The following is a 23,875-nucleotide window of genomic DNA, read 5'->3' on the forward strand; positions in this document are numbered from 1 at the left end:
AGCTAAAAATCTATGATGAGGAATAAATATATCTGTTTTGCATTCGCGTTAGCCCTGGCAGCGTGCTCAGCAAAAAAAACCGTCAACCCGTCACAATCGGCCAGTACTCCTACCGGCGATATGGCTTTCTGGTTGACCAATGGTGATCAATCGGCATTACTGCAAAAGCAAAATACCGTCCTGAATTTCAGTACCACACAAAATAGTAATCCTACTATAGTGGTAAATGAAATACAAAAGTTTCAAACGATCGACGGTTTTGGTTATACGCTTACCGGCGGAAGTGCTACCCTGATGAATGCCCTGCCTGCACAGGCGAAAGATGAGCTGTTACAGGATCTGTTCTCGACCAAAAAGAATGGCATCGGTGTGAGTTACCTGCGGATCAGCATCGGCGCTTCGGATATGAGTGCAGATACATTTACCTATAATGAATTACCTGCAGGACAAACTGATGTAAACCAGGATAAGTTTTCAATCAGCAGAGAGATGAAAGACCTGGTGCCTATCCTTAAAAAGATCCTGGCTATTAATCCTGACATCAAAATACTCGGTTCTCCATGGACGGCACCTACCTGGATGAAGACCAACGCTAGTTTTAAGGGGGGCAGTTTGAAACCTGAGTATTATATTTCTTATGCGAACTATTTTGTAAAGTATATCAGGGCGATGAAGGTTCAGGGGATCACCATTGATGCTATTACCATTCAAAATGAACCTTTGCATCCCGGTAATGTACCGAGTATGTATATGGAGGCAAAAGACCAGGCAGTTTTTATCAAAACGGCACTGGGACCAATATTTAAATCTTCGGGAATCAAAACTAAGATCATTGTATACGATCATAATGCAGATCGCCCTGATTATCCAATTACGATTTTGAACGACCCTGAGGCGAAACAGTATGTTGACGGATCAGCTTTCCACCTGTATGCAGGGAATATCTCTGCTTTATCTAAGGTACATGAAGCTCATCCTGACAAGAACCTGTATTTCACGGAACAGTGGGTTGGAGGCCCCGGCAAGTTTGATGAAGAACTGAAATGGCATGTGTCTACTTTAATTATAGGAGCTACCCGTAACTGGAGTAAAAATGTGCTGGAATGGAACCTGGCAGCTGATCCGGGTTATGGTCCGCATACCGTTGGAGGCTGCAAGACATGTTTAGGTGCCATTACAGTGACTAATACAGTATCCAGGAATGTTGCCTGGTATATTATCGGCCATGCTTCTAAGTTTGTACGTCCGGGATCCGTTAGAATCGGTTCTGAGATAGTTAGTGATTTACAAAACGTAGCTTTTATGAGGCCTGATGGCAAGAAGGTATTGATTGTGGTGAATGGTAATTCATCAACGCAGCAGTTTAATATCAAATATGATGGCAAGTTTGTGGCTACTCAGCTGGCGGCAGGTTCTGTGGGGACTTATGTTTGGTAATTCAAATTAGATAAGCTTAATCAAATTTATAAAAAAGACAAGGCTGTATTCGGGCTGCGTTCCCTTTTCAATGGAACAAGGCCCGAATACAGCCTTGTCTTTTTTATTGAAGATCATCTGATGCAGGATGTATAACCCACACTACTTATCCTGTTCATTTAAATTTGTTGTTCTATTTAGAATCATCCTGTTACAGGATGTATAATTCACATCCATAATTTGCCTGCTTAATTTCTAATCCTGCTCTTTTCAAAAAGAAATGTACTTTTGACCATCCTATTCACTGCATGGCTTTTTGCAGAGTACCAGGATATAAAATCTAAATACATTTCTAATGAAAAGATCCATCGTATTATTAACGGCCCTTGCAGGTTGTATAGCTGCCTGTCACAATAAAGGTCCGGAGCAAAAAGGCAGTACTAATTCCAGTTCTACTACTGAGACCAAAGAATCTTATGAGTATATCAATAACAAGGATACCGTTTCGCTTTCTTATACGGCGAATGGCAATGTGATTACAGGAACACTGATCTCTGTTCTCGCAGGCGCCAGCAGAACTGCAGGTACCATTGAAGGCGTAATTAAGGGAGATACCATTATTGCAGATTATACAATGGATCAGGCTCACCACGAAAAAACTTCGGTGAGGCAGGTTGCATTTCTGAAAAAAGGAGGAAAATTACTGGAAGGTTATGGAGATACCGGAGAAAAGGATGGTAAGATCGTATTTACCAATATAGCTAATCTGAAATTTGTAGATGCAGTTTCACTTTCATCTACTGCTGCCAAATAAAGTAAAGGGTTTCGGAGCCTTAAAAGGCTTCGAAACGCTCCCAAAATCCATCTACAGGAAGTTTGGCAAATATATTCACAGGTTCTTTTTTTACGGGATGTAAGAATTGTAACCTGCGGGCATGTAAACAAATGCTGCCTTTACGGCTTCCACGAGGATAACCGTATTTGTTATCCCCTACGATAGGGCAGCCCATAGTAGATAGCTGTACCCTGATCTGATGGGAACGGCCTGTTAAAGGGTTTACTTCTATCAGGTAGTATCCACCCAGTTCAGTAATCAGTCTGTAGCTGAGTTCTGCGCGCTGACTTCCTTCCACTTCGGTAGTGTATGGGGTAACAACATTTGTTTTTGGGTTTTTAACCAGCCAGTGAACTAATGTTCCTGAAGCCACTGCCGGTTTGTTACGTACCACTGCCCAATAGGTTTTTTTTACCTCACGGTTTTTAAAAACAGCATTCATCCGCTCCAGCGCCTTACTTGTTTTAGCAAATAAGATCACTCCACTTACCGGCCGGTCCAGTCGGTGCACCACACCTAAAAATGCACTTCCGGGTTTGTTATAGGTTATAGCAATATATTTTTTAACCTTTTCATCCAAAGGTTCATCATGGGTTTCATCTACCTGTACGATATCACCGGCACGCTTATTAATAGCGATCAGGTGGTTATCTTCATATAGGATATCTTTCGCAGTTACCGGCATCTAATATTGCTCCTTTTCATTTGGAAAATCATTCGCCTTCACATCCCTGATATATGATTTTGCTGCGTTGGAGATATCTTCATATAAATTCAGGTACTGACGGAGGAAGCGGGGCTTAAAGCCTTTGGTTAATCCGATCATATCGTTAACTACCAGCACCTGTCCGTCGCAATGCGGTCCGGCACCAATTCCTATCACAGGGATGTGCAGGTTATCCGTCACTTCTTTGGCTAGGGCAGCGGGTATTTTTTCCAGTACTACGGCAAAACAGCCGGCTTCCTGTAAAGCCTGGGCATCAATTTTCAGCTTTTCCGCTTCCGCATCGCCTTTGGCCCTTACAGTATAGGTTCCAAATTTATAAATAGATTGAGGAGTTAATCCTAAATGGCCCATTACCGGAATACCTGCAGTAATGATACGCTGAATGGAATCAACAATCTCAGTTCCGCCTTCCATTTTTACTCCGTGAGCACCCGATTCTTTCATGATCCTGATCGCAGAAGCCAGGGCCTCTTTTGAATTGCCCTGGTAAGAACCAAAGGGAAGATCGACTACCACAAAGGAACGTGTAGCACCTCTTACCACGCCCTGTGCATGGTAAATCATCTGATCTAAGGTAATTGGTAAAGTGGTTTCGTGACCCGCCATTACATTGGAAGCTGAGTCGCCAACCAATAAAACATCTAAACCAGCATCATCCAGAACCGTTGCCATGGAATAATCATAGGCTGTTAACATGGATATTTTCTCACCACTCTGCTTCATTTCCTGCAGAATGTGGGTTGTGATACGTTTTACTTCTTTGTGTACAGACATAAATTTATGCTTTAAGCCGACAAAATTAGGCTATTCCATTGAGAAACTAATAGCGTAACGATTATAATATACCCTATACATAAGCTTAATATAATCCTTTTAAAAAAAATATGAATATGAATGTTCAAAAACCTATCTTTGTATCCCGAAATGAACGGGTTAGATAACAGCACATTTGTTAATCATTATAGCGATATCAAACTCGCAAGTCTCCATTCATTAATCCCTTTTTTAAACTTTATTCTTCATTTTAATTACAATGACTAACTACACCAAGTTACCTGCGATCCTGCTACTGGCTGACGGAACCGTTTACCACGGTAAAGCTGCCGGAAAAATCGGTACAACTACAGGAGAGATTTGTTTCAACACAGGAATGACGGGGTATCAGGAAATATTCACTGATCCTTCTTATTTCGGTCAGATCATGGTCACTACGAATGCCCATATCGGTAATTATGGAATTCATAAAGAAGAAATCGAATCAGATTCGATTAAGATTGCAGGCTTGGTTTGCAAGAATTATAACATTGGCTATAGCCGTAAGGAAGCCAGTGAATCTATACAGGATTATTTCCAAAACGAGAATATCGTTGGGATTTCTGACATTGACACCCGTGCACTGGTAAGGAAGATCAGGGACCAGGGAGCAATGAACGCGATTATTTCTTCAGAAATTACCGATATTGAGGAGTTAAAAGCTAAACTGGCAAATGTCCCTTCAATGGACGGACTGGAATTGTCTTCTCAGGTGTCTACCAAAGAACCTTATTTTTATGGTTCTCCTGATGCAACTTATAAAGTGGCAGCCCTGGATTTCGGAATCAAGAAAAACACCCTGCGTAATTTTGACGAGAGAGACCTGTACATACAAGTATTCCCTGCAAAAACTTCATTTGAAGAAATGCACAAATGGGGTGCTGATGCTTATTTTATTTCTAATGGCCCCGGCGATCCTTCTGCCATGCCATACGCAATTGAAACAGTAAAGGAAATCCTTGCTGAAGATAAACCACTTTTCGGTATTTGTTTAGGTCACCAGTTACTGGCACAGGCCAATGGAATTGGTACCATGAAAATGTTTAATGGCCACAGGGGTTTAAACCACCCGGTGAAAAATATTATAAAAGATCATTGTGAGGTAACTTCTCAAAACCATGGTTTCGGTGTGATTCCTGAAGAGGTTAGAAGTTCTGATAAAGTGGAAATCACCCACATCAATTTAAATGATCAGTCTATTGAAGGTATCCGTGTGAAAGGTAAAAAAGCATTCTCGGTACAATACCACCCTGAGTCTTCTCCCGGCCCACATGATTCACGTTACCTGTTTGATGATTTCGTAAGCCTGATCAAAGGCGAAATAGCCTGGTAATAAAAGCATTTACCTGCTTTATTCATCATTTTACCGACATATTTAGAAGGAAGTGTTTTTACGCACTTCCTTTTGCATAAAACCTTATTACATTTATCCTATGGATAGAACAAATGCCATTATCAGCGTCCGCAACCTGGTAAAAAACTATGGCGATTTCACCGCTGTGAAGGGACTGAGTTTTGATGTCTATGAGAACGAGATTTTCGGACTGCTGGGCCCTAACGGTGCAGGAAAAACTACTACCCTTGAAATTATTGAAACCCTGCGTAACAAGACCTCCGGAGAAATTATAGTAGATGGCTTTTCAGTGGATAAAGACGCCAGTGAGATCAAACGTATTATCGGTGTACAGTTACAAGCTGCAGGATATTATCCAAACCTGAATTTGGTAGAGCTCATGGAGCTTTTTGCCGGCTTGTATGGGGTAAGTATCAAACCGATGGAAATGCTGGAGAAGGTAAATCTTCAGGATAAGGCCAAAGCAAAGTATAAAGCATTATCAGGAGGACAAAAACAACGTTTTTCTATTGCAACTACCCTGCTCAATTCTCCTAAGATCATTTTCCTGGATGAGCCGACCACCGGGCTTGATCCACAGGCACGACGCAATTTGTGGGACCTGATCACTGATATCAGGAATAATGGAACTACTGTGCTGATCACCACCCATTATATGGACGAAGCAGAACAGCTTTGTGACCGTGTGGCTTTTGTAGAACACGGAGAGATCATTGCACTGGATACTCCAGATAACCTGATCGATCAGTTGCTGAACAGCGGATTTGAAAGAAAAAAGGAAGTAAAAAAAGCAAACCTGGAAGATGTGTTTATTAATATGACAGGCAGAGAATGGCGTCAAGGCTAAATGATATAAAAAATGAATAAACCATATAACCATACCAAAGCTACGCTCGCATTGGCCAAGGCCAGTTTCCGATCAATTATGCGGAGCCCTTCGGCTGTAGTTTTTACCCTTGCTTTTCCCCTGATCTTTATTCTTGTTTTTGGATTTCTTGGCAGTTCTGGCGTAACCGTCGACCTGGCCATTGCACCGGGATCAGATATGCATAACCCTGTAATCAGCGCACTGGAACAAATTGCAGTGATCAAGCTGGTAGAACATAAATCTACTGCCCAAATTCAGGAGGAACTTGAAAAAGGGACTATTGCCGGAGTAATTGATGTGCACCAGAACACGGTTCCACAGCCTGCTTACCTGGCCGATATCAAGTATACCTCAGCATCTGTGGATAAAGGGAATATCCTGAAGTCTATTCTGAATAATGTGATGTTTAGCCTTAATACCAATAACCTGAAACCTGCTGTTGCTGAAATGAAAGAAAGCACTGTACACGGACGGATCTACAGGACCATAGATTTTATTTTACCCGGACAGCTTGGATTCTCTTTACTGAGTACAGGTGTATTTGGTACAGCTTTCGTTTTCTTTAGTTTAAGACAAACCCTGGTAATCAAACGTTTTTTTGCTACCCCGGTAAGAAGATCAAGCATTATTCTTGGTGAAGGATTAGCCCGGATAGGCTTTGCGCTGCTGGGTGCTGTATTTATCATTGTAATTGGCCATTTTCTCTTTCATTTCACCCTGATACATGGCTTCGTGACGGTATTGAATATGCTGGTATTGTCTATCATCGGCCTGATTGTATTCATGGGTTTTGGCTTTGTAGTTTCAGGTATCGCAAAAAGCGAGAGTACCATCCCTCCCATTTCAAATATTATTACCCTGCCGCAATTCCTTTTATCAGGCACTTTTTTCTCCATTGACCACTTCCCAACCTGGCTGCAGCCCATCAGCAGGGCATTACCACTAACCTATCTGAATGACGCAATGAGGCAGGTAGCTTTTGAAGGCGCAGGCCTCTGGGATGTGAGACAACCGATCCTGATCATGGTGATCTGGGGTATAGGAATATATGCCCTGGCCGTGAAGGTGTTCAAGTGGGAGTAATTTTTATAAGACAATCTATACCAGAGTTTAAATTTTATTTTAACTTTGGTTATCACCTTAGTAATTGTAAATTATACACTAAGGAATAAAACACTTAAAACAAATAAAATGAGTTTAATAATTGATGTTCATGCAAGGCAAATCCTCGATTCAAGAGGTAACCCTACTGTTGAAGTAGAAGTAATCACTGAGAATGGCCAAATGGGCCGTGCTGCTGTACCTTCTGGTGCAAGTACTGGTAAACATGAGGCTGTTGAATTAAGAGACGGTGATAAAAAAGTCTACATGGGCAAAGGTGTGTTAAAAGCCGTTGAAAATGTAAACAAGAAATTAGCGAAAGAACTTCAGGGAATGGATGTTTTTGAGCAAAACATGATCGATCAGGCTATGATCGACCTTGACGGATCAGAAAACAAAGGAAATTTAGGCGCTAATGCAATCTTAGGTGTTTCTTTAGCAGTAGCTAAAGCTGCAGCTCAGGAAAGCAGACAACCACTTTACCGTTATATCGGTGGTGTAAATGCAAATACATTACCTGTTCCAATGATGAACATCCTGAATGGTGGTGCTCACGCAGATAACAAAATTGACTTCCAGGAGTTCATGATCATGCCATTAGGAGCAAGCAGCTTCTCTGAAGCATTGCAAATGGGAACTCAGGTTTTCCATACACTGAAAGACGTATTAAAGAAAAAAGGATATTCAACTAATGTTGGTGATGAAGGTGGTTTTGCCCCTAACATCGGTTCAAACGTTGAAGCTATCGAAACTGTTTTAACAGCTATTGAAACTGCTGGTTTCAAACCTGGTAAAGATATCTGGATTGCTATGGATGCTGCATCTTCTGAGATGTATGATTCAAAAACTAAAACTTACAACTTCCACAAGTCATCAGGTGAGAAATTAACTTCTGACGAAATGGTTAAATATTGGGTAGATTGGGCTAATAAATACCCGATCATCTCTATTGAAGACGGTTTGGATGAAGATGACTGGGCTGCATGGGAAGCTTTAACTTTAGCTATTGGTCATAAAGTACAGTTAGTAGGTGATGATTTGTTTGTAACTAATGTAAAACGTTTACAACAAGGTATTGATAAAAACATTGCAAACTCTATCCTGGTTAAAGTAAACCAGATCGGTACATTGACTGAAACTATCAATGCAGTTTCTTTAGCACAAAATAATGGTTACAGCTCTGTAATGAGTCACCGTTCTGGAGAAACTGAAGATACGACTATCGCTGATTTAGCCGTAGCGTTAAACTGTGGTCAAATCAAAACTGGTTCAGCTTCACGTTCTGACAGGATAGCGAAATACAACCAATTGTTACGTATTGAAGAAGAATTAGGATCTGCTGCACGTTTCATCGGTAAAGATTTCAAATTCATTAACAAAAAATAATTTTTTTGTCTGATTATTCAGATGTTAAAATTGATTAAACGGTATTGCAAGTTAGCTTGCAATACCTTTTTTATTTTCAAAATGGTTAGAGATTTTCTGGCTTCGCTGAAAAAACGAGTATGCTGTATGACAGCTGGAATAATGCTGCGCTGCGCTTGCAAGAGTCCTAGGCTGTCATACAGCATACTCGTTTTTTTTAAGATCATCCATATTGCAGGGCGGCTTGATAAATCCCTTAGAAGAAACTGGGCTGTCATACAGCAGACCTTTTTTAGATTAACCGTTGCAGAGTGGCTTGATAAATCCCTCAGAAGAAACTAGGCTGTCATAAAGCAAACCTTTTTTAAAATCATCCGTTGCAGGGTGGCTTGATAAATCCCTTAGAAGAACCCAGGCAGTCCTATAATATATTTTTCTTATGATCATCCTTAGCAGGGCGGCTTGATAAATCCCTTAGAAGAAACTGCTAAAATTCTGGTGTGCTGTGTGACGGCCTAGGAATTTTGTGAGCGCAGCGAACAAAGGTTCCAGCCGGAACAGAGCATACCAGAATTTTTTAATTAGATAATCTCTTCAATGCTTGAGTTTTAATTTTATATATTTGTTAGCATGAACAGATTGCTGGATATCTTTAGGAACAAATACTTCCTGTCAGCCGCAGCCTTTGTGGTATGGATGTTGTTTTTTGATAAAAATGATATGCTTTCGCAGTATGAGTATCGTACAGAAGTTCATAAACTTCAGGAAGAAAAAGATTTTTATGAGAAGGAAACCAATCAGGTAAAAAAAGATCTCAACGAATTAAATACCAATTTAAATACTGCTGAAAAATTTGCCAGGGAAAAGTACTTCATGAAAAAAGATAATGAAGATATCTTTGTGATCATTAAAGAAGCACCAAAAGATTAATTTATAATGCCCCGTTTCTTTTTCTGAGAAACCATTCTGTACTCAATAATATTAAGATTAATCCAAACAACCACTTTGCACTGATAAGCTCTGCGTATTTGCGGTCCTCATAACTCAATGTTTTCAGGTGTTCACTTTTTAATAGTTCTGCTTTAATTGTTGAAAGCTGAGCTGGCGGGTACACTTTTCCGTTCGTCTGGCTGGATAACTGATATAATAAATGATGATTGGCAATGGTTTGCTGGAACTCGGCAACCAGAGGATTAATAAAAAGGGAACCTTTAGCTGTATATTTCCGAATACCAAGAGCTGTACTGGCCAGATAGCTGTAGTTACCCGCCGGCAATATCCCGGCATCCAGCTGATAAGCTGATTCAAACCGGGAAAAAGTAAAATTATATACCTTGTGATGTTCATCAATCAGCTGAATATTAACATCAGGTGTATTCACAGGAACATAGCTGTCATTGTATAATGTTGCATTGAACTGAATGCGTTCGTTCTCATCAAATGGATTTTTGAACGGATGAACAATAAATTTTCTTTTATCGTCTTTAACGGAAAGATACTGCACAATTTTGCTGATCAGCTCATTAAACACAGTTGTACCATTGCCGTCCCTGGCCTCAGATAATCTCCATTTCCACAATCCTTCGCCCAACAGGTACCCTGTTTTAATTCCGTTATCATTGGCAAAGAATAACTGGGGAAGAGTAGTTTTCATCTTTCCAATACGCTGATTCAATATCGTTTGGAAATCTCCGGAAACTTTAACCTGTACTGCTGGAGCCTGCAGCGGATCAAAGTTTTCTATAGTTTTTCTGGCTGGTTCATTCAAATCGAAAGCTGAGCTGCTTTTGTTGATATCACTATAGGTATATTGTAGTGCTGTATTGTATAGAGAGAGATTTACTAAAGCCTGCTGCTGATTGAACTGGCTTAGGTTGCTTTGCGCTCCTATTATATACCATAAGGGAATTTTATCCAACCTGAGTTGCCGAATGAAAACACTGGCATCACCTGATAAGCCAGGCAACTGATAAAGAATAACTAATCCATATGCTTTAGGATCGATGTGCTGCAGCTCTTCATTCATAACAACTGAAACCTCATACCGTTTATTTAGTGAAATGGCTTCTCTTAATGCGGCAATATCAGGATGTGGACCTGCTGCTGCAATTAATACTTTTTTACGATCGTCAATGACTTCAATAACCAGTTGCTGACTATTGTTTTTTAGGGAAACTTCTCCCTTTACAGGGGATAAGACAAGGGTATATTTATGCTGACCGAGTTTTGAGGCCTTTAATTTTACAGGAATATTTTTAGAAACAAGATTGGCATCAAGGCTGACTGATTCTTCATGAACCAGCTTTCCATCTTCCGTTACCGTCAATTTAGTCTGTAAGTGCTGACACTGATAAGCCTGCACCTGCACTTCGACTGTAAAGTCATTATCGAGGTAAACCAGTTCATTGGCATTTGCTTCGGTGATCAATACATCTTTTTTAGGAATGGTATCCCCCAAAGCAATCGTATATACAGGTGCTTTTAGAGCCACCAGATCTGCTGCGGGATTTCCTCCCCTGTTAAAAATGCCATCGGTCGCCAGTATAACTGCACCAACATTTCTGTTTATTAATTCGTCCTTTAGACGACCGGCTAAAGCGGAGGCATCGGTTAGGTTTCCTTTGTAGCTAAAATCAAGTCCGCTGGTGACCTGATCGCTGAAACTATAGCGTCTTACATCATATTTTTCAGAGAGGTCTTTATTCAGCTGCTGAAGGTCTTTCCTGTATCTTTCGGAATCAAAGCCGGCAGGTTTAAAGGTGCCGGCAGATTGTGAGTTATCCTGAGCAATAATAACAATAGGTTTTTCCAGGGTATAACTAATCTGCCTGATCAGTGGAGAAAATAACAGCCATAAAATCAAGGATAGGGAAAGGCCCCTAAAAATGGCCAGGATAATGTTTAAACGTGGGGTCAAAGCTGAAGGCCGCCTGTACAATAACCAGGCGAAGAACGTGCCACAAAACAGACAGCCCAGAAGCGCCAGAAAAGAATAAAAGGTAAATGAATCGCCCATCGCTAAAAGTAAAGATGCTAAAAAAAAGCGTCAGGGAAAATCCCTGACGCTCATATCTTAATTTACCATCTTCTTATCTTATAACATACCACCGCAAACAGACAATACTTGTCCTGTCACGTAAGCACTCATATCTGATGCGAGGAACACGCAAACATTAGCTACATCTTCAGGTTCACCAGCTCTTTTTAACGGAATGCCCTCTTCCCAGCCTTTAACCACTTTAGGATCCAGCACATCTGTCATTTCAGTACGGATAAATCCGGGAGCTACTACATTGGTACGGATATTCCTTGATCCCAATTCTTTAGCAACAGATTTTGAGAAGCCAATGATACCTGCTTTAGAGGCTGCATAATTCGCCTGACCCGCATTTCCCTGAACACCTACTACCGAACTCAAATTAATGAATGATCCTTTTCTGTTTTTCATCATGATCTTGGAGGCAGCTTTAGTCACGTTAAATACGGATTTAAGATTAACGTTGATCACGTCATCCCAGTTTTCTTCACTCATGCGCATCAGCAATCCATCTTTAGTGATACCAGCGTTATTCACAACAATATCCAGCGTACCAAAATCAGCAATGATATCGGCAATTAGTTTTTCAGCTTCAGCAAATTTAGAAGCATCAGAACGGTAACCTTTTATTTTAGTTCCGTAGGATTGTAATTCCTGTTCTAAGGCTTCTCCTTTTTCTACTGAAGATAAATAAGTGAAAGCTACATTAGCACCTTGCTCGGCAAATTTTTCTGCAATTTTACGGCCTATTCCTTTTGAAGCACCAGTTACCAATGCTGTTTTTCCTTCTAATAATTTCATCTGGTTATATATGTTTTTTTGTTGATGAGCTTGCATCAGATTTCCTCTTTTTTAAGATGGTGATCTAATACAGGTTCATCTGTTATTTATATTTTTTTGGTTGATAAACTGGTACCAGATCTTCTTTATTTTAGATGGTTATCTGCTACCAGTTCATTTTTTGTTACGTGTTTAGTAATGAGCTGCCATCAGGTTTTTGCTGTTAAGTCCGTTAGCTGACGAAGGCGTATAATTAAATGGCAGGTTCCTGTTGACTCAGGCAGTGGAAACTGCCTAATCCCCATATAATGTCAGTTGAATCTATGCCAACTACTTTCCTATCAGGAAAAACACCACGTATAATCTCTAATGCAATTTCATCATTTACATCCCTGAAAGTAGGAACAATCACCGCTGCATTGGCAATATAGAAATTCGCATAGGAAGCAGGTAAACGTGTGTCTTCATGAATTACCGGCGAAGGCATTGGCAGCTGGACAATATTCAATGGCATACCATTGAATAAACGCATCGCTTTCAGTTCTTCAAGGTTTTCTTTAAGCAGGATATAATTTTCATCCAGTGGATTAGATTCAATTACGGTTAGAACAGTATTTGGATTTACAAAACGTGTAATATCATCAATATGGCCATCTGTGTCGTCGCCCACGATGCCATCCCCGACCCAAAGTACTTGCAGCGCACCATAACATTCTTTCAGGTACTCTTCAATTTGTTCCTGGTTTAAATGAGGATTCCTGTTTTTGTTTAACAGGCAAGCGCGGGAGGTTAAAATGGTACCAGCACCGTTAAATTCAACCGAACCACCTTCCATTATGATACCAGGATTAAATACAGGCAGATTAAAATGATCACCAATTCTTGTAGGGATGACATCATCCAATTCATAGGGAGGATATTTATTTCCCCAGGCATTATAATCCCAGTCGATAACCACCTTTTTTTGATCTGAATCTGGATTGATCAGAAATGCAGGGCCATGATCCCGACACCAGGCATCATTACTTGGGTTAAAATAAAATTCGATCTGTTCCAGGTTGGCACCAGCTTCCTGTAATTTGGTGATAGCAAACGCTTTTGTTGCTTCATCGTTCACATTGATCCTTACCTTCTCTCCGGTAGCGACAACCTTAATAAACTCACAGTAGGGAGCATATATCGTATCAATTTTACCAGGCCACGAAGCTTCTTTGTGCGGCCATGTTAACCAGGTAGCTTCATGTTTTTCCCATTCTGCCGGAAAACGGTAACCCGCTCTCCTTGGCGAGTTATCAAATAGACTCGTCATCAATATATCTTTTGGTTATTGGTGAATAACTATCAATTCTTCTGTCACGTAAAAACGGCCAGTGTGTTCTGTAGTGATCGGATTTAGAAAGATCAAGTTCTACCACTTTCAGTTCTTCCTCATCATGTGAAGCCTGGTACAGCAGTGATCCAAATGGATTGGATACAAATGATCCGCCCCAGAAAGAAACACCTGCTTCTTCACCAACACGGTTGATGCTAACAACAGGAACACCATTTGCAATTGCATGTGAACGTTGAATCAGCTGCCATGCGTTATATTGTTCTTTATTGGTTTCTTCATCCTGTGTCATTGCCCAGCCAATTGCAGTTGGGTAAACCAGGAAATCTGCACCCATTAGCGCCGTAATACGGGCAGCTTCAGGATACCACTGATCCCAGCAGATCAGCACGCCTATTTTGGCATATTTAGTTTTAAACACTTTATATCCGAGGTCACCGGGGGTGAAATAGAATTTCTCATAAAACCCTGGATCGTCAGGAATATGCATTTTACGGTATTTACCAAGGTAAGCACCGTCAGCATCCAGAACTGCTGTGGTATTATGATATAACCCTTCGGCTCTTTTTTCAAAAAGGGAGGCGATAATCACTACATTTAATTCTGCCGCTACAATCGACAAAGCATCTGTTGAAGGGCCTGGAATAGATTCTGCCAATTTGAAGTTCTCATGATCTTCTTCATCGCAAAAATAAAGAGAAGTAAAAAGTTCCTGCAGGCAAACCACCTGCGCACCCTGAGCCGCAATTTCGCGGATCTTTACAATCGCTTTATCTAAATTTTCTTGTTTGTTACCGGTGCAGCTCATCTGCACCAATCCAACTTGTACTTTAGCCATTCTATGAAATTTTGTGGTGCAAAGTTAACAGAAAAAATATTCTGACATCGATTATTGTGAAATCGATGGATTAGCTACACTGTCCCTGTATTCCTGTTGTAATTCAAACAGGCATTTGGCGCAAAGGCAGTTTTCGTACAGCTCGCTGATATACTGTACTTCATTCAGATCGAGATATACCACACTGCACTGGCATTTGGTGTAAGAATTAGCCTTACACTCAATCGGCGTACCGCAGCGTTCACATGGTATAATTTCGTGTTTGGCCATTTGAGATCAGTATAAAAAACAAAAGTACGGTAAAATGAATTACCGTACTTTATGGTATGAAATTTATGAGATTTAGATTATCCTGAGCAGCTGATACAACCTTCCTCCATTGAACAAACCGGTCCGTCGGTAATCTCTTCCACAACCTGTTCAATATGTTCCGGAATTACAGGTTCCAGGTTTTTACCAGACTGGTTCTCTACAGTAAATTTAACTGCCTGAGAAGCTGCCTGCGTACGCAGGTAATACATTCCTGTTTTTAAACCTTTTTTCCATGCGTAGAAATGCATAGAAGTTAGCTTAGAGGTATTTGGTGCGTTGATAAACAAGTTCAGTGATTGAGACTGGCAGATATAAGCGCCACGATCGGCCGCCATATCAATGATACTACGCATTTTGATCTCCCAAACTGTTTTGTACAATTCTTTGATATAATCAGGGATCTCAGCGATATCCTGAACAGAACCGTTAGCTAAAATAATTCTGTCTTTCATTGCTGGTGTCCATAAACCTAAAGCAACTAAATCTTTTAATAAATGTTTGTTGACTACCACAAATTCACCACTTAACACACGTCTGGTATAAATGTTAGATGTATAAGGCTCAAAACACTCGTTGTTACCTAAGATCTGCGAAGTTGAAGCGGTAGGCATCGGCGCAACCAGTAAAGAGTTACGTACACCATCTTTAACCACTTTAGCACGCAAAGTTTCCCAATCCCAACGGTTGCTGGTAGGTTTTACTTTCCAAAGGTCAAACTGGAACTTACCTTCAGATAACGGAGAACCTTTGAAAGTCTCATAAGCACCATCTTTTACAGCAAGATCATGCGAAGCAGTCATGGCAGCAAAATAGATCGTTTCAAAGATATCTTTGTTCAATTCTTTTGCACCTTCACTTTCAAAAGGTAAACGCATCAGGATAAATGCATCAGCCAATCCCTGTACGCCTAAACCAACCGGTCTGTGGCGCATATTAGAATATCTTGCTTCTTCGATAGGGTAATAGTTATAATCGATTACCTTATTCAGGTTTAAAGTAGCCTGATAAGTTACATCGTATAATTTCTGGTGATCAAACTCTCCGTTTACCACAAACCTTGGTAAAGCCAGGGAAGCTAAGTTACAAACCGCAACTTCATCCTTAGAGCTAAATTCCATGATCTCAGTACACAGGTTAGAGCTTTTAATCGTTCCCAGGTTTTGCTGATTTGATTTACCATTTGCAGCATCTTTATATAACAGGTAAGGTGTTCCGGTTTCAATTTGTGAATCCAGGATAGCAAACCATAATTCCTGCGCTTTGATTGTTTTACGGGCACGGCCTTCTTTTTCATAACGCTCATATAAGGCGTTAAACTCAGGACCCCAGCAGTCAGCTAATCCTGGTGCTTCATCCGGACTGAACAAGCTCCAGTCGCCATTATCTTCTACACGTTGCATAAATAAATCACTGATCCATAAGGCATAGAATAAGTCGCGGGCGCGCATTTCTTCTTTACCGTGATTTTTACGTAAATCAAGGAAAGCGAAAACATCAGCATGCCATGGTTCTAAATAGATTGCAAAAGCACCTTTACGCTTGCCTCCACCCTGATCTACATATCGTGCAGTATCATTGAATACTTTTAGCATAGGCACAATACCGTTACTGGTACCATTGGTTCCACTGATATAAGCACCTGTTGCCCTTACATTGTGGATGCTCAATCCAATACCGCCAGCACTTTGCGAAATTTTAGCTGTTTGTTTTAGGGTATCATAAATTCCTTCAATACTATCGTCCTGCATAGTCAGCAGGAAGCAGGATGACATTTGAGGTTTAGGCGTTCCTGCATTAAACAAGGTAGGTGTACCATGGGTAAACCAGCGCTCACTCATCAGGTTATAGCTGGCAATTACGCTATCGATATCACTTTTGTGAATACCTACGGCCACACGCATATATAAATGCTGAGGGCGTTCAACGATGATCCCGTTTATTTTTAACAGGTATGATTTTTCCAGAGTTTTAAATCCGAAATAATCAAATCCAAAATCTCTGTCATATATAATAGTACTGTCTAAAAGGTCAGCATTTTCTTTAATGACTTCCCAAACATCATCTGCGATTAAAGAAGCTGGTTTGTCAGTCTTAGGATCAACATATTTATACAGCATCTCCATCGTTTTAGAAAACGATTTAATGGTATTTTTGTGCAGATTAGATACGGCTATCCTTGAGGCCAAAAGCGCGTAATCCGGATGCTTTGTGGTTAAAGAGGCAGCAGTTTCGGCAGCAAGGTTATCTAATTCTGAAGTTGTAACCCCATCAAATAAACCTTCAATAACTTTCTTGGCTACATCAATAGGATCAACCAGCTCAGCATTAAAGCCATAACATAACTTTTCGATTCGGGCAGTGATTTTATCAAACCGCACCGCTTCTTTGCGACCATCTCTTTTTTCTACAAACATATTTCTTAGGGTTTTGTATTGCTTATTCCTGCTGTCAGAGACCATTGGAACATCGGCAATAATTTATATTATTTTATTAACCAATACTTATTTAAACAAAGTTGAATAGGTACTAAAAATCATCATCCAGAGAGAAAGCTGAAGCTTTATCTTCTGATGAAGTCAACACACCACTCTTTTGATAATCTCCAACACGTTTTTCGAAGAAGTTGGTTTTTCCCTGTAAAGAGATCATTTCCATAAAATCAAATGGATTGGTAGCATTGTATATTTTATCGTATCCCAGTTCTGCAGACCATCTATCGGCTACAAATTCGATATACTGAGACATCAATTTGGCGTTCATTCCAATAAGCGCTACCGGCAAAGCATCGGTAACAAATTCTTTTTCTATTTCCACAGCATCTTTGATGATACCGTGTACAGCTTCCTGACTCAACCTGTTTTTCAGCATTTTATAAAGCAGGCAGGCAAATTCGCAGTGCATACCTTCATCTCTGGAGATCAATTCATTGCTGAAAGTTAACCCTGGCATCAAACCGCGTTTTTTCAGCCAGAAGATAGAACAGAAACTTCCGCTGAAGAAAATCCCTTCAACAGCTGCAAAAGCCACCAGACGTTCAGCAAAGTTTCCTCCGTCAATCCATCTCAGTGCCCATTCTGCTTTTTTCTTTACACAGGGTACAGTTTCAATGGCATGAAACAACCTGTCTTTTTCTACTTCGTCTTTAATATAAGTATCAATCAATAAAGCATAAGTTTCGGAATGGATATTTTCCATCATGATCTGGAAACCATAGAAACAACGTGCTTCAGGCAATTGAACTTCACTCATAAAGTTTACTGCAAGGTTTTCATTTACAATGCCATCGCTGGCAGAGAAAAAGGCCAGGATGTGAGAGATGAAATGTCGTTCGCCATCATTCAGGTTATCCCAATGTTTTTGATCATCTGACAGGTCTATCTCTTCTGCCGTCCAAAAACTAGCCTCGCTCTTTTTGTACATTTCCCAGATTGCCGGATACTTAATTGGCAACAGGACAAAGCGATCTTTGTTTTCTTTCAGTAATACTTCTTCTTCCATGGTATATTTTAAATGATGTATAAATGTAATAGCGCCAAAATCCCCTCAGCCCAAATTATAGGCCTGCAATACTAAAATCAAAAGATTAAAATAAAATAGATTTACTATCTAATGCTAAATAATTAAATACTAAACCCTTAGCCAATACTAAATTTGATGAGATCAGCAGGATTTTGTTAAAACAAATATAAACTTTGAGGCCCCTAGTCGATAGGATAAGTTGTTAACAAGAGAGAGTAATTATCCACAACAAGGGGAGAAAATTACCTATAATTTACTTTGGAAACTTGTTAATGATTTTTTAATGTCACACAATTCCCCAATCCAAATGTTAATAACATTTGGAAATCTGACTATGCTTCTGAGAAATTCAGTTTTTAAGATTGGTGTCCGTAACTGATGGATACCTGGGATTGCCCTTTGTTAAAGAAACCTAATTCTTTAGCGGCACATTCGGAAACGTCGATTAAATATCTTCTGCCATGCGGCCCCCTGTCATTGATCTCTACATCTACAGATTTTCCATTCGCAAGATTGGTAACGGTAACAATAGTACCCAGGGGAAGGGTCATATGTGCAGCTGTGAATTTTTTACCTCTGTATTTTGCACCACTAGTAGTCCGGTGCCCTTCAAATTTTCTATGATAATAGGTTGCAAGACCTGTTTTTGTGTGTATTGCACTGTCTAATGCTGTAGAATCTGCCTGTGCATTAGCGTGCAAAAACATAAACATACTCCATAAAAGCAAACAATATTTCATATTTAATCTTGTTGGTGAACTGACAAATTTAGAAAAAAAACCTTAAGATCCTAATACAAAAATACCCAATGAGCTGATCATCGGGCATTTATATGTTTTTAGGGGTTTAAAGGCTATTTATCAGCCACAAAATACATAGAAATAGAATTCACACAGTTACGGGTATTTTTGGCAGTAAAACCTTCGCCAAAAAACACATGGCCCAGGTGGGCTTTACAATTTGCACACTCAATTTCAGTGCGTGATCCATCTGCATCCGGTATTCTCAAAACAGCGCCTTTGATTTCATCGTCAAAACTTGGCCAGCCGCATTCAGATTCAAACTTCGATTCTGAACGGTAAAGCGGCGCGTTACAGCGTTTGCAATAATAAGTACCTTTTACTGTATTATTTAACAGTTTACCTGTTCCGGGAGCTTCTGTCCCTTTATGTACAATTACGTCTTCTTCTTCGGGAGTTAATTTGTTCCAGTTCATTTTATTGGTAATTACCGGGGCTGTATTTTCTTTTTTCTCTGGCTGCTGTGCACAAGCCATCAAACCAGTCATAAAAAAAAGTCCTGCTACTATGATTAATTTATTGATCATCTTCTTCATAATTCTATGTACGCTTAACGTATGCCAGTGGTTTTTAGCATAGGTAACAATGTAAGGTGACAAAAGGAGGATACAAAGCAAAAAAAAACTGGGCTCACCAAAAGGCAGCCCAGTTTTATATAAATTTAAGAAGGATTATTTTTTTAATAATTCTGCCATTGCCTGACCAATCTCAGCAGGGCTTTCCACAACGCGGATACCACATTCTGCCATGATTTTCATTTTTGCAGCAGCAGTGTCATCGGCACCGCCAACAATAGCACCAGCATGTCCCATTCTGCGTCCTGCAGGAGCGGTTTGTCCGGCGATAAACCCAACTACTGGTTTAGTACCATGTTCTTTGATCCATAACGCAGCTTCAGCTTCCATACCACCACCTATTTCACCGATCATGATGATTCCTTCAGTCTCAGGATCATTCATTAACAGTTCAACAGCTTCTTTGGTTGTAGTTCCAATGATTGGATCTCCACCGATACCTATTGCAGTAGTAATCCCAAGGCCAGCTTTCACTACCTGGTCAACCGCTTCATAAGTAAGTGTACCTGATTTAGATACCACACCTACAGTACCTTTTTTGAAGATAAAGCCTGGCATGATACCAATTTTAGCTTCGTCAGCAGTGATTACTCCCGGACAGTTAGGACCGATTAAACGGCAGTCTCTTCCGGCAATATATTCTTTTACCTGAATCATATCCTTAGTTGGGATACCTTCAGTAATACATACAATAACTTTAATTCCAGCTTCAGCAGCTTCCATAATAGCATCTGCAGCAAATGCAGGTGGAACAAAAATGATAGATACATTAGCACCGGCCTGGTCAACTGCATCTTTAACCGTATTAAAAACCGGTCTGTCTAAATGAGTTTGTCCGCCTTTACCAGGTGTAACCCCGCCAACTACGTCAGTTCCGTATTCTATCATTTGTGAAGCATGGTAACTACCTTCATTTCCGGTAAAACCTTGTACAATTACTTTTGAATCTTTATTTACTAAAACACTCATGTATCTATATTTTTTTATGCAAATCTAAGATTATTGAATGGAATGCCAAATGCAATTCGAACATTAATGAAAAGAAACAATAATGCTACTTGGCTATCCCTACAGAATTAAACTGCAGGTCATACAGGCGCTTATAATAACCATCCAGCCTGAGCAGTTCCTGGTGATTCCCTATCTCCATGATCTTTCCCTTATCCAGCACAATAATCTGGTCTGCTTTCTGTATCGTAGATAAGCGGTGTGCGATCACAATAGAAGTACGGCCTTTCATCAGTTTATCGATAGCATTCTGGATCAGAATTTCTGTTTCCGTATCTACGGATGAAGTAGCTTCATCCAAAACCAGGATAGACGGGTTATATACCAGCGCCCTGATAAAAGAGATCAGCTGTGCCTGCCCTACGGAAAGTGTAGCACCCCTTTCCATTACATTGTATTGATAACCTCCGGGAAGGCGCTCAATAAAGTCATGCGCCCCTACCTTTTGGGCAGCATCAACCACTTCCTCCATGGTAATGGATGGGTTGTTTAAAGTAATGTTGTTAAAGATCGTATCAGAGAATAGAAAAACGTCCTGTAGTACAGTTGCGATATTATTCCGGAGATAACTCAGTTCAAAATCATCAATGTTTACTCCCCCGATCTTGATCTCCCCTTTTTGAATTTCATAGAAACGGTTCAATATATTGATGGTGGAAGACTTTCCCGCTCCGGTTGCGCCAACCATGGCTACTGTCTGACCAGCCTTAACTTTGAATGAAATATCTTTTAGTACATAGTTATCATCATTATAAGCGAACCAAACATGCTCAAAAGAAATATCTGCTTCCATTTTTTGAGGTGCGTAGGTCCCCTTGTTAACCGTCATTTCATCTGTGTCCAAAACCTTGAAAACACGCTCTGCACCCACCATACCCATTTGCAGGGTATTAAATTTATCTGCCAGTTCCCGGATTGGCTTAAACAGCATGCCGATATACAGGATAAACTCGGCAATAGTTCCGGGAGTTACATCCAACGGTTTGGCCAGGATACTCTTTGCACCATACCATACCAGCAAACCAAGGCACATGGCCGAAATAACCTCTACAACAGGAAAGAAAATGGAATATGACCAGTTAGAACGAATGTTTGCATCCCTGTAACGGCCATTGATCTTTTTAAATTTATTGAACTCCTGTTCTTCCCTGGCAAAATACTGTATAATAGAAATCCCGGTAATATGCTCCTGCAAATAGGTATTCAGATTGGATACTTCTGTTCTGACTTCCTGAAAAGCAGCTTTAATAGATTTCTGAAAAATAGAAGTAGCTACGATCAGTAGCGGCATAGGCAACAGCACCATCAGCGTAAGGGCCCAGTCGGCATAAAACATCACGCCTATAATAGCCAGTACCTGCAGGATATCCCCAATAATAACGATCAGACCTTCTGAAAAAATATCTGAGATCGTTTCCAGATCAGAAACGGTACGGGTAATTAACTGACCAATGGGTGTTTTATCAAAATATTGCAGCCTCAGTTTAGTGATATGGTTAAATACATCAATTCTCAAATCGCGTATGGCAGACTGACCGAGGATATTGGTAACCAATGTCTGCCCGAATTGTATTCCGCTTTGTATCACTAGCAATACCAGCATCACAATGGTCATCATCAGCAAACCACTATAATGACCTTTAAGGATATAGTTATCCAGTGTATATTTAATGAGGAAAGGTCTTACCGGGGCAACCAGCGCCAGCAGGATAGTCAGGATCACCGACCAGATAAAGATGCTGTGATAAGGTTTTACATAGTTGTAAATCCTTCGCAATAAGCTCACATTAAAAGCGTCACCCGTTATTTTAGACATAATTAATTTACAAAAGGATAAACAACATTCACCAGGTATAGTCCGCAGGCAGGTACCGACTGACCAGCGTTGCTACGGTTCTTACTAGTGATGATATCAGCAAACTGCAACAGATCTATTTCATGGCGACCTGCCAAAACCAGCGTTCCTACAATAGCCCTTACCATATTTCTTAAAAACCTATCGGCCGAGATCTTAAAAATCAAGCCACCTTCCGTTTCCTGAAATTCGGCTTGCGTAATTTTGCAATTGTTAGTTGCTGTCGAAGTATTCGATTTACTAAAACTGGTAAAATCAGTATAATTGAATAGTGTTGCCGCTGCAGTGTTCATGAGGGCAATATCGAGCCTGGTTTTATACAACCATGACCGGTTCAGTTTAAAAGGATCTTTATGAAAATGAAAATGGTATTCATAGGATCTTGATGTTGCGTCAAAGCGCGCATGGGCAGTATCTGCAACTTTAAAAATTCTTTTAATGGCAATGGCATAAGGTAAAAGGGCATTGATGCTGCCAACAGCATTCTTTGCAGCAGACTCATTGATATCTACGAGATCCATATGTGCAAAAAACTGGCTGGCATGAACACCTGTATCAGTCCTGCCACATCCCAGAGTGATTACCGGCTGTCTAAAATAAACAGAGAGTGCTCTATCCAGTTCCTGCTGTACAGTTACCGAATTAGGCTGTGTTTGCCATCCGTGATAAGCTGTTCCATCGTAAGATAATTCTAAAAAAAAACGTTGCGTATTCAATTGACTGCAAAAATACTTTTTTCCTATTAACAAGACAGGCGTTTAGTTGTGTTTTAATATATTTGTTCAAAATTATTAAATTGATATGATACAAAGGGTACAATCCATATGGCTTTTTCTGGCTGGTCTTACACTATTTTTATTGTTAATTTTACCCGTATTAACCAAACATAATTATACTGGAGACCTTACCTTACAGGTAGGCGGTATTTACCAGAAAGGCGCTAAAATCACCCAGAAAATGGAGACTTACACAACGCTCTTTGGGGAGACAATCCTTATTGGTGTGATCTGTGTAGCGAATATCTTCGCTTTCCGCAACAGAACGCTGCAAAAACGTATTACCTTATTTACTATTGTTTTATTGATACAACTGGCCGTCTGGATAGGATTTTACGTGGAAAATTTCCCCGGTGGAATGGATGGAACTACATTTGGTGCAGGCGCTTATCTGCCAGTGCTGGCGATCATTTTTTGTGCACTGGCATTCAGAGGTATCCGTAAAGATGAGCAGCTGATCAGGTCGGCCGATAGGCTTAGATAATCGATTTTTAATTATTATTTAGTTATGTACCAAACAAATACCAAATAATAAGCTTACCTTTGCGGCTTAATAAATAAAGTTA

The 23,875-nt window shown here is 40.2% G+C and carries 22 protein-coding genes; 8 read left to right on the forward strand and 14 right to left on the reverse strand.

Going from position 1 to position 23,875, the window contains the following annotated elements; genetic code table 11:
* The first annotated feature begins 12 nt into the window (after nucleotides 1–12).
* Nucleotides 13–1,437: a glycoside hydrolase family 30 beta sandwich domain-containing protein gene (locus GSQ84_RS09400; protein WP_254070817.1), complete on the forward strand. Its 1,425-nt coding sequence runs from the start codon at nucleotides 13–15 to the stop codon at nucleotides 1,435–1,437.
* A 334-nt stretch (nucleotides 1,438–1,771) separates the two neighbouring features.
* On the forward strand, nucleotides 1,772–2,230 hold the full coding sequence (locus GSQ84_RS09405) for a hypothetical protein (RefSeq protein ID WP_158796969.1): 459 nt from the start codon (nucleotides 1,772–1,774) through the stop codon (nucleotides 2,228–2,230).
* Between the two features lie 19 nt (nucleotides 2,231–2,249).
* On the opposite strand, the gene GSQ84_RS09410 is transcribed toward GSQ84_RS09405, so the two are convergent.
* On the reverse strand, nucleotides 2,250–2,936 hold the full coding sequence (locus tag GSQ84_RS09410; protein ID WP_158796970.1) for an RluA family pseudouridine synthase: 687 nt from the start codon (nucleotides 2,934–2,936) through the stop codon (nucleotides 2,250–2,252).
* A complete protein-coding gene (gene panB / locus GSQ84_RS09415; RefSeq protein ID WP_158796971.1) occupies nucleotides 2,937–3,752 on the reverse strand; it encodes a 3-methyl-2-oxobutanoate hydroxymethyltransferase in 816 nt (271 codons plus the stop codon).
* Between the two features lie 259 nt (nucleotides 3,753–4,011).
* Between panB and carA the strand changes: the two genes are divergently transcribed.
* The 5 genes from carA to GSQ84_RS09440 all read left to right on the forward strand — a co-directional run bounded on the left by carA (nucleotide 4,012) and on the right by GSQ84_RS09440 (nucleotide 9,409).
* Nucleotides 4,012–5,124 carry a glutamine-hydrolyzing carbamoyl-phosphate synthase small subunit gene (carA, locus tag GSQ84_RS09420; RefSeq protein ID WP_158796972.1) on the forward strand — a complete coding sequence of 371 codons (1,113 nt, stop codon included), beginning with the start codon at nucleotides 4,012–4,014 and terminating at the stop codon, nucleotides 5,122–5,124.
* Nucleotides 5,125–5,224: 100 nt separating this feature from the next.
* A complete protein-coding gene (locus GSQ84_RS09425; protein WP_158796973.1) occupies nucleotides 5,225–5,992 on the forward strand; it encodes an ABC transporter ATP-binding protein in 768 nt (255 codons plus the stop codon).
* 12 nt (nucleotides 5,993–6,004) lie between these two features.
* Complete coding sequence (locus tag GSQ84_RS09430; RefSeq protein WP_158796974.1) at nucleotides 6,005–7,096, forward strand: ABC transporter permease; 1,092 nt, start codon at nucleotides 6,005–6,007, stop codon at nucleotides 7,094–7,096.
* A gap of 108 nt (nucleotides 7,097–7,204) precedes the next feature.
* Complete coding sequence (eno, locus tag GSQ84_RS09435) at nucleotides 7,205–8,500, forward strand: phosphopyruvate hydratase (RefSeq protein WP_158796975.1); 1,296 nt, start codon at nucleotides 7,205–7,207, stop codon at nucleotides 8,498–8,500.
* Nucleotides 8,501–9,109: 609 nt separating this feature from the next.
* A complete protein-coding gene (locus tag GSQ84_RS09440) occupies nucleotides 9,110–9,409 on the forward strand; it encodes a septum formation initiator family protein (RefSeq protein ID WP_158796976.1) in 300 nt (99 codons plus the stop codon).
* A 1-nt stretch (nucleotide 9,410) separates the two neighbouring features.
* Here GSQ84_RS09440 and GSQ84_RS09445 read toward each other — a convergent pair whose 3' ends face one another.
* From GSQ84_RS09445 to truA, 12 genes are all read right to left on the reverse strand, one after another.
* Nucleotides 9,411–11,495, reverse strand: coding sequence for a hypothetical protein (locus tag GSQ84_RS09445; protein ID WP_158796977.1), 2,085 nt, complete (start codon nucleotides 11,493–11,495; stop codon nucleotides 9,411–9,413).
* 78 nt (nucleotides 11,496–11,573) lie between these two features.
* The gene (gene fabG, locus GSQ84_RS09450; protein WP_158796978.1) at nucleotides 11,574–12,317 is read right to left on the reverse strand and encodes a 3-oxoacyl-[acyl-carrier-protein] reductase; all 744 of its coding nucleotides are present in this window, start codon (nucleotides 12,315–12,317) and stop codon (nucleotides 11,574–11,576) included.
* A gap of 232 nt (nucleotides 12,318–12,549) precedes the next feature.
* Nucleotides 12,550–13,605 carry an agmatine/peptidylarginine deiminase gene (locus GSQ84_RS09455; protein ID WP_158796979.1) on the reverse strand — a complete coding sequence of 352 codons (1,056 nt, stop codon included), beginning with the start codon at nucleotides 13,603–13,605 and terminating at the stop codon, nucleotides 12,550–12,552.
* Entirely contained in the window at nucleotides 13,589–14,464 is an 876-nt protein-coding gene (locus GSQ84_RS09460) for a carbon-nitrogen hydrolase (RefSeq protein WP_158796980.1), read from the reverse strand. The genes GSQ84_RS09455 and GSQ84_RS09460 overlap by 17 nt, the downstream gene beginning before the upstream one ends.
* A gap of 51 nt (nucleotides 14,465–14,515) precedes the next feature.
* Nucleotides 14,516–14,734 carry a cysteine-rich CWC family protein gene (locus tag GSQ84_RS09465; protein WP_158796981.1) on the reverse strand — a complete coding sequence of 73 codons (219 nt, stop codon included), beginning with the start codon at nucleotides 14,732–14,734 and terminating at the stop codon, nucleotides 14,516–14,518.
* A 77-nt stretch (nucleotides 14,735–14,811) separates the two neighbouring features.
* Complete coding sequence (locus tag GSQ84_RS09470) at nucleotides 14,812–17,190, reverse strand: ribonucleoside-diphosphate reductase subunit alpha (protein ID WP_158796982.1); 2,379 nt, start codon at nucleotides 17,188–17,190, stop codon at nucleotides 14,812–14,814.
* Nucleotides 17,191–17,302: 112 nt separating this feature from the next.
* Nucleotides 17,303–18,274 carry a ribonucleoside-diphosphate reductase small subunit gene (locus GSQ84_RS09475; RefSeq protein ID WP_158796983.1) on the reverse strand — a complete coding sequence of 324 codons (972 nt, stop codon included), beginning with the start codon at nucleotides 18,272–18,274 and terminating at the stop codon, nucleotides 17,303–17,305.
* Nucleotides 18,275–18,651: 377 nt separating this feature from the next.
* Nucleotides 18,652–19,035, reverse strand: a complete 384-nt coding sequence (locus tag GSQ84_RS09480; RefSeq protein ID WP_158796984.1) for a septal ring lytic transglycosylase RlpA family protein — start codon at nucleotides 19,033–19,035, stop codon at nucleotides 18,652–18,654.
* 113 nt (nucleotides 19,036–19,148) lie between these two features.
* The gene (locus GSQ84_RS09485; RefSeq protein WP_158796985.1) at nucleotides 19,149–19,631 is read right to left on the reverse strand and encodes a methionine-R-sulfoxide reductase; all 483 of its coding nucleotides are present in this window, start codon (nucleotides 19,629–19,631) and stop codon (nucleotides 19,149–19,151) included.
* A 135-nt stretch (nucleotides 19,632–19,766) separates the two neighbouring features.
* The gene (sucD, locus tag GSQ84_RS09490; protein WP_158796986.1) at nucleotides 19,767–20,639 is read right to left on the reverse strand and encodes a succinate--CoA ligase subunit alpha; all 873 of its coding nucleotides are present in this window, start codon (nucleotides 20,637–20,639) and stop codon (nucleotides 19,767–19,769) included.
* A gap of 85 nt (nucleotides 20,640–20,724) precedes the next feature.
* Nucleotides 20,725–22,494: an ABC transporter ATP-binding protein gene (locus tag GSQ84_RS09495; protein WP_158796987.1), complete on the reverse strand. Its 1,770-nt coding sequence runs from the start codon at nucleotides 22,492–22,494 to the stop codon at nucleotides 20,725–20,727.
* Between the two features lie 2 nt (nucleotides 22,495–22,496).
* Entirely contained in the window at nucleotides 22,497–23,282 is a 786-nt protein-coding gene (truA, locus tag GSQ84_RS09500; protein WP_254070818.1) for a tRNA pseudouridine(38-40) synthase TruA, read from the reverse strand.
* Between the two features lie 52 nt (nucleotides 23,283–23,334).
* On the opposite strand from truA, the gene GSQ84_RS09505 reads away from it, so the two are divergent.
* On the forward strand, nucleotides 23,335–23,793 hold the full coding sequence (locus tag GSQ84_RS09505) for a DUF4293 domain-containing protein (protein WP_158796988.1): 459 nt from the start codon (nucleotides 23,335–23,337) through the stop codon (nucleotides 23,791–23,793).
* Nucleotides 23,794–23,875 lie beyond the last annotated feature (82 nt).

It is taken from the genome of Pedobacter sp. L105 (assembly GCF_009765875.1).
Classification (GTDB): Bacteria; Bacteroidota; Bacteroidia; order Sphingobacteriales; family Sphingobacteriaceae; genus Pedobacter.

Coding starts and splice junctions, on each gene's coding strand:
- GSQ84_RS09400 (WP_254070817.1), top strand. CDS start 13: ATGATGAGGAATAAATATATCTGTTTTGCATTCGCGTTAGCCCTGGCA.
- GSQ84_RS09405 (WP_158796969.1), top strand. CDS start 1,772: ATGAAAAGATCCATCGTATTATTAACGGCCCTTGCAGGTTGTATAGCT.
- GSQ84_RS09410 (WP_158796970.1), bottom strand. CDS start 2,936: ATGCCGGTAACTGCGAAAGATATCCTATATGAAGATAACCACCTGATC.
- panB (WP_158796971.1), bottom strand. CDS start 3,752: ATGTCTGTACACAAAGAAGTAAAACGTATCACAACCCACATTCTGCAG.
- carA (WP_158796972.1), top strand. CDS start 4,012: ATGACTAACTACACCAAGTTACCTGCGATCCTGCTACTGGCTGACGGA.
- GSQ84_RS09425 (WP_158796973.1), top strand. CDS start 5,225: ATGGATAGAACAAATGCCATTATCAGCGTCCGCAACCTGGTAAAAAAC.
- GSQ84_RS09430 (WP_158796974.1), top strand. CDS start 6,005: ATGAATAAACCATATAACCATACCAAAGCTACGCTCGCATTGGCCAAG.
- eno (WP_158796975.1), top strand. CDS start 7,205: ATGAGTTTAATAATTGATGTTCATGCAAGGCAAATCCTCGATTCAAGA.
- GSQ84_RS09440 (WP_158796976.1), top strand. CDS start 9,110: ATGAACAGATTGCTGGATATCTTTAGGAACAAATACTTCCTGTCAGCC.
- GSQ84_RS09445 (WP_158796977.1), bottom strand. CDS start 11,495: ATGGGCGATTCATTTACCTTTTATTCTTTTCTGGCGCTTCTGGGCTGT.
- fabG (WP_158796978.1), bottom strand. CDS start 12,317: ATGAAATTATTAGAAGGAAAAACAGCATTGGTAACTGGTGCTTCAAAA.
- GSQ84_RS09455 (WP_158796979.1), bottom strand. CDS start 13,605: ATGACGAGTCTATTTGATAACTCGCCAAGGAGAGCGGGTTACCGTTTT.
- GSQ84_RS09460 (WP_158796980.1), bottom strand. CDS start 14,464: ATGGCTAAAGTACAAGTTGGATTGGTGCAGATGAGCTGCACCGGTAAC.
- GSQ84_RS09465 (WP_158796981.1), bottom strand. CDS start 14,734: ATGGCCAAACACGAAATTATACCATGTGAACGCTGCGGTACGCCGATT.
- GSQ84_RS09470 (WP_158796982.1), bottom strand. CDS start 17,190: ATGTTTGTAGAAAAAAGAGATGGTCGCAAAGAAGCGGTGCGGTTTGAT.
- GSQ84_RS09475 (WP_158796983.1), bottom strand. CDS start 18,274: ATGGAAGAAGAAGTATTACTGAAAGAAAACAAAGATCGCTTTGTCCTG.
- GSQ84_RS09480 (WP_158796984.1), bottom strand. CDS start 19,035: ATGAAATATTGTTTGCTTTTATGGAGTATGTTTATGTTTTTGCACGCT.
- GSQ84_RS09485 (WP_158796985.1), bottom strand. CDS start 19,631: ATGAAGAAGATGATCAATAAATTAATCATAGTAGCAGGACTTTTTTTT.
- sucD (WP_158796986.1), bottom strand. CDS start 20,639: ATGAGTGTTTTAGTAAATAAAGATTCAAAAGTAATTGTACAAGGTTTT.
- GSQ84_RS09495 (WP_158796987.1), bottom strand. CDS start 22,494: ATGTCTAAAATAACGGGTGACGCTTTTAATGTGAGCTTATTGCGAAGG.
- GSQ84_RS09505 (WP_158796988.1), top strand. CDS start 23,335: ATGATACAAAGGGTACAATCCATATGGCTTTTTCTGGCTGGTCTTACA.